This is a genomic window from Ileibacterium valens, from assembly GCF_001945525.1.
GTDB lineage: Bacteria > Bacillota_I > Bacilli_A > Erysipelotrichales > Erysipelotrichaceae > Ileibacterium > Ileibacterium valens.
Map to the genome: position 1 here is coordinate 1 of NZ_MPJW01000049.1, position 4,615 is coordinate 4,615.

General features: G+C 39.5%; 4 protein-coding genes and 1 tRNA gene. 4 read left to right on the forward strand and 1 reads right to left on the reverse strand.

What is annotated here, in order from left to right; genetic code table 11:
* Positions 1–166: 166 nt before the first annotated feature.
* On the reverse strand, positions 167–1,585 hold the full coding sequence (locus BO222_RS01370) for a glycoside hydrolase family 1 protein (protein ID WP_075817699.1): 1,419 nt from the start codon (positions 1,583–1,585) through the stop codon (positions 167–169).
* Positions 1,586–2,354: 769 nt separating this feature from the next.
* On the opposite strand from BO222_RS01370, the gene BO222_RS01375 reads away from it, so the two are divergent.
* The 4 genes from BO222_RS01375 to BO222_RS01390 all read left to right on the forward strand — a co-directional run.
* Positions 2,355–3,113, forward strand: a complete 759-nt coding sequence (locus BO222_RS01375; protein WP_198931975.1) for a GntR family transcriptional regulator — start codon at positions 2,355–2,357, stop codon at positions 3,111–3,113.
* A 189-nt stretch (positions 3,114–3,302) separates the two neighbouring features.
* Complete coding sequence (locus tag BO222_RS01380; protein ID WP_075817701.1) at positions 3,303–3,617, forward strand: PTS lactose/cellobiose transporter subunit IIA; 315 nt, start codon at positions 3,303–3,305, stop codon at positions 3,615–3,617.
* 192 nt (positions 3,618–3,809) lie between these two features.
* Positions 3,810–3,883 (forward strand) — tRNA-Trp (locus tag BO222_RS01385).
* Between the two features lie 222 nt (positions 3,884–4,105).
* A partial coding sequence (locus BO222_RS01390) for a transposase (protein WP_178390427.1) occupies positions 4,106–4,615 on the forward strand: 510 nt, incomplete at its 3' end.

Here is a 4,615-nt window from a genome sequence, read left to right on the forward strand (position 1 = left end):
CCTATAGAATAAATCTTTTTAGGAGTATATGGGTGGTTTTAGCTCGAAAAAAGCTATACATAAAGCGTAATTAAAGCAGTTAGAAATTAGATAGAATTTCTAGGTAGAAAAAGCTTGGGAATTACAGTTTAATGAATGATCAATATGTGATCTGTCGTGGTGGTTTTTAGAATTTTGGCATCAATTCATCTTCGATAAGAATTGCATTTTCATCGGAGACTTCTTTTAACCAGCGTCCGGACTTCTTAATCTTTCTGGACTGATCACCAAGATCTACTCCGATAAATCCGTAACGGTTTTTATACGCATTGTTCCAGCTCCAGCAATCCATTGCGGTCCAGGCATGGAATCCAAAGCAGTTGCTTCCTTCTTCAATGGCCTTGTGCAGATGAGCTAAATGCTCATTGTAGAAATCGATGCGGTAATCATCTTCAATTGAGCCATCTTCCTTACGGAATCTTTCTTCGCCTTCAACACCCATTCCATTTTCAGAAATAAACCATTTGATATTTCCATAGTTGTCCTGAACGTTTTTTGCGATGTCATAGATGGCTTTTGGGAAGATTTCCCATCCACGATATGGATTGATGCGTCCTTCTTTCCATTCGTACTCTTCAAAGTAGCGATCAGGCATCCAGTTTTCATATTTATCTGGATTTTTTGGGGCTCTGACACGTTTTGGATGGTAGTAATTGACTCCAAGGAAATCGACTGTATTTTCAGCAATGGTCTTGCGGTCTTCTTCTGAAAGATCCCACAGCACGCCATCTTTTCTTAACAGCTCTTCAAGATCTTTTGGAAATTCACCCTTGATTGCCGGATCAAGGAATGACTGGTTGAAGAATTCATCGGCAAATTTTGCAGCTGCAGCATCTTCTTTCGAATCACTTTCCGGATAGGCAGGAGTCAGGTTCAGAATAATTCCGATTTCACCATTCTTCTTGCTGTCGCGGTACGCCTTGATCGCTTTTGCACTGGCCAGGTTGATATTTCCGATAATTTCTACTGCTTCTTTTCCCTGCCCAACTAGTTTTGGATAGTGAAAGCCATACAGCCATCCAGCTTCTGGAATAACCATTGGTTCATTAAAAGTTGTCCAGTAACGAACATCATCGCCGAATTCTTCAAAAGCTGTTTTTGCGAATTTTTTAAACAGATCGACAACATGTTTGCTCTGCCATCCGCCATACTTTTCTAAAAGTTCGGTTGGCATATCAAAGTGATGAAGATTCAAAATCAGCTCAATGCCATTTTTCTTAGCTTTGGCAATCATATCTTTGTAGAATTTAACGCCTTCTGGATCCGCTTCGCCCGTTTCTAAATCCTTGATCAGCCTTGTCCACTGAACCGATGTTCTAAAGGAATTCATTCCGATTTCCTTCATGAGTTTAAAGTCTTCCGGATAAGTGTGGTAGAAATCGCTGGCTACATCCGGTCCTACTCCGTCAAAGAAATCTTTGCGGCTTGTTCGATACCAGGTATCCATAACGTTTTCGTGCTTCTTGCCGGCCCAGCCTTCTGTCTGCGGCCCGCTGCTGGCAGCTCCCCACCAGAATCCATCCGGGAATGTCAGTTTATGTTTCATCGTTTCTCCTCTTGGATCACATATTCATCTCACAATCCAAATATACATTTATTCTCGATTTTTGTCTATACATTTAATTTTATTATTTTAGTCTATCTATATTTGACTATACTTTTATCAATATCGAATAATCAGGTATTGGTTGTAAGCGTTATTGCTCAATAATTTAGATATTTTTGAGCAGGAAAATCGCTGAGACAACTGCCATCTTTTCTGATGAATGGAAATAAGTGAAAATCCAGTCATGAAAACTGATTGCAAACCTGAATAAAATTCCCACTTTACGGATTTTATATGTGTATATTTGCGAGGTTTAATTATGGAGTAGAAATTCAGCTGCCTGCAGGTCATTTCAGAAAAAGAAATACAGTGATCAGATACGATCAATTTCGATTTGTTTCCTAATATGGAATATGGTATGAATGAGAAAAGATAAAGTGTTATTTACACAATCAATGATGTCTATACATTATTGAAATCTTTTTTGAACGACAAAAAAATCAATATAAAAATCTTGACCTTAAGCAATTTGGATAACATATCAATAAGATTAGACTAGTTTTGCGCTGTATTTTTCTCATTTTATGAACCAATTCCTTATTGGTTTATGAAATTTGTAAATCAGGGAGAGCTGTTTCATATTTATTCTGGTTTAGTCTAAAGCCAGGTTAAAAGGTCGTAAATATAGTTATCTGATCTATGTATAGTAGAAGCCAGGTCGGTTTATTGTTTGATCACTTTTAAGGATTGACAGAAGGAAATGATCACTATGAAAAAAGAAAATGAATCGGCTCATCAGCCGGCAATGACAAAATATATGCGGATCTATACGGATACCAAAAATTTGATTCTCAGCGGGCATTATCGGGATGGAGATCAGCTGCCTGAAGAAGCGGCAGTCTGTGAAAAATACGGCTGTTCAAGAATGACTGTAAAAAAAGCCTACGACATGCTGGTGGCAGATGGTTTTATTTACCGTAAACAGGGACAGGGAAGTTTTGTTTTATCCTCTTCTTCAAACCGTGATGGAATGGAATTACAGGAACGTGAACTGCAGGGCTTTACCCGATCCAACGAATCCACCAGAAATGGTCAGGTCTCCAGCAAAGTTCTCCGTTTTCAACTGATCTTTGCTCCTGAAGACATCGCGGAAATACTTGGAATTGAAAAGAACGCTCCATTATATGACATTTTGCGGGTCCGAAATGTAGATGACCGACCTTATGTCATTGAACAAACTTATATGGCTCCTCAGACCATACCTGGTATTACATTGGATATTGTGAGCAGCTCAATCTACAACTATATCGAAAATGAACTTGGGCTGAAGATCGCTTCCTCAAAGAAGACAATGTCAGCAGAACCTTCGGATGAACTTGCCTGGGCAGAACTAGGACTAACGGAAAAAGAACCTGTTCTTGTCGTAGAACAGATTGCGTATTTGGATAATGGAACACCCTTCGAATACTCCATTTCAAAGCACCGCTACGACCTGTTCAAATTCTCAACCTATTCCTTAAGAAGATAATGCTCCTGAGCCTGACGAACCATCTACACAAGGAATAATTCAATTGTTGTAATGCGGCTTTTTTTCAAAAAACGCTTGCAATTGAAGATCATCGGTTATACAGTCTTATTGTAACATTTGTATAGACATTTAATTCAAATATTTCATGATCACATCTCCATCTCACACACGATAAAGGAGAAAATAACAATGGAAGGTTTAGAATTAGTTTGTTTTCAGATTATCGCCAGCAGCGGCGCTGCAAAATCTTATTTTATGACTGCAATCGATGCCGCTAAAGCCGGCAACTTTGAAGAAGCTGAAGAAAACATGAAACAGGGTGAAGAAGCCATGAATCAGGGCCATGAACCTCATGCTTATCTTATCCAGAAAGAAGCGGCTGGAACTCCCACCGAGCCATCCCTGCTTTTAATTCATGCTGAAGATCAGATGATGGGTGCCGAACAGTTCAAGGTTCTGGCTGAACAGATGATCGATCTTTATAAAGAGCTTCGTTCAAAATAATCAAAACATCAGAAAATGTTTCCGGGAAGAAGATCCGTCTTCTTCCTTTTTTTCGTTTTCCTGATCTACAGAATGATCTGCAGATGATATCAGTTACATAAGACTAACTAAAATTAGAAAAATTATCCATTAATAATTGATCCAGGGTATATATTCTGTTATTATTCTAAGGCAGTCAACGAACTGCACCTTAGGGGTATAGTTCAATGGTAGAACAACGGTCTCCAAAACCGTTGATGTGGGTTCAACTCCTGCTACCCCTGCCATTTTTTTTGCAAATTTTCGGATTCTGACCATAAAAGTTCAGAATCCGTTTTCTTTTGTTATCTTGATCTGCTGCAGGACGTCCTGCAGACTGAATCAAAATGATCATCAATTTATGAAAACATCAGGTATAGAAAGGGGCTGTTAAATTTCTGACAGTCCAAAAATAAAAAGAGGCACCTGATCCGTAATGGATGAGGTGCCTTTTTTGGTAAAATATGTTCATGCTTAATAAACAAAATTACCAAACACACTATAACTCGATTCAGGGCCGTTTGCCACTGCTCCATTCTCTCTTCCCTCATATTGAGATGGATTCTGTCTTCACTACTGTCAGTTCCTTTGTCGATGATTATCTCGACCTTGCCCTTTATCCTTCTTTTGCCTCCTGGCCAGCCTGCCATTTCCCAGCAGACGCCATGCTCAAAGCCGCTCTGATTTCTTTTACTCTTTATGGCTACTGCTCTTTGCGGCAGCAGGAAGAACTTTATTCTCACGACATCCGTCTGCTCTGCCTTTTCAATGGCGAAACTCCTTCTTACGGTACAATTTCCCGCTTTCAGAAGGAATGCCTTACTCCATGCATGGAGGATCTCTTTACGGAATTCAACCGCTATGCCGAACAGAATGATCCTCAGATAGACTCTTCTGTCCTTTATCTGGATGGAACAAAAATTGAAGCCAACGCCAACAAGATGACATTCGTCTGGACAAAGGCCACTCAGAAGTATCTC

What these genes read in the sequence shown, in the direction of transcription:
- BO222_RS01370 (WP_075817699.1), bottom strand. Translation starts at nt 1,585, where the DNA reads ATGAAACATAAACTGACATTCCCGGATGGATTCTGGTGGGGAGCTGCC.
- BO222_RS01380 (WP_075817701.1), top strand. Translation starts at nt 3,303, where the DNA reads ATGGAAGGTTTAGAATTAGTTTGTTTTCAGATTATCGCCAGCAGCGGC.
- BO222_RS01375 (WP_198931975.1), top strand. Translation starts at nt 2,355, where the DNA reads ATGAAAAAAGAAAATGAATCGGCTCATCAGCCGGCAATGACAAAATAT.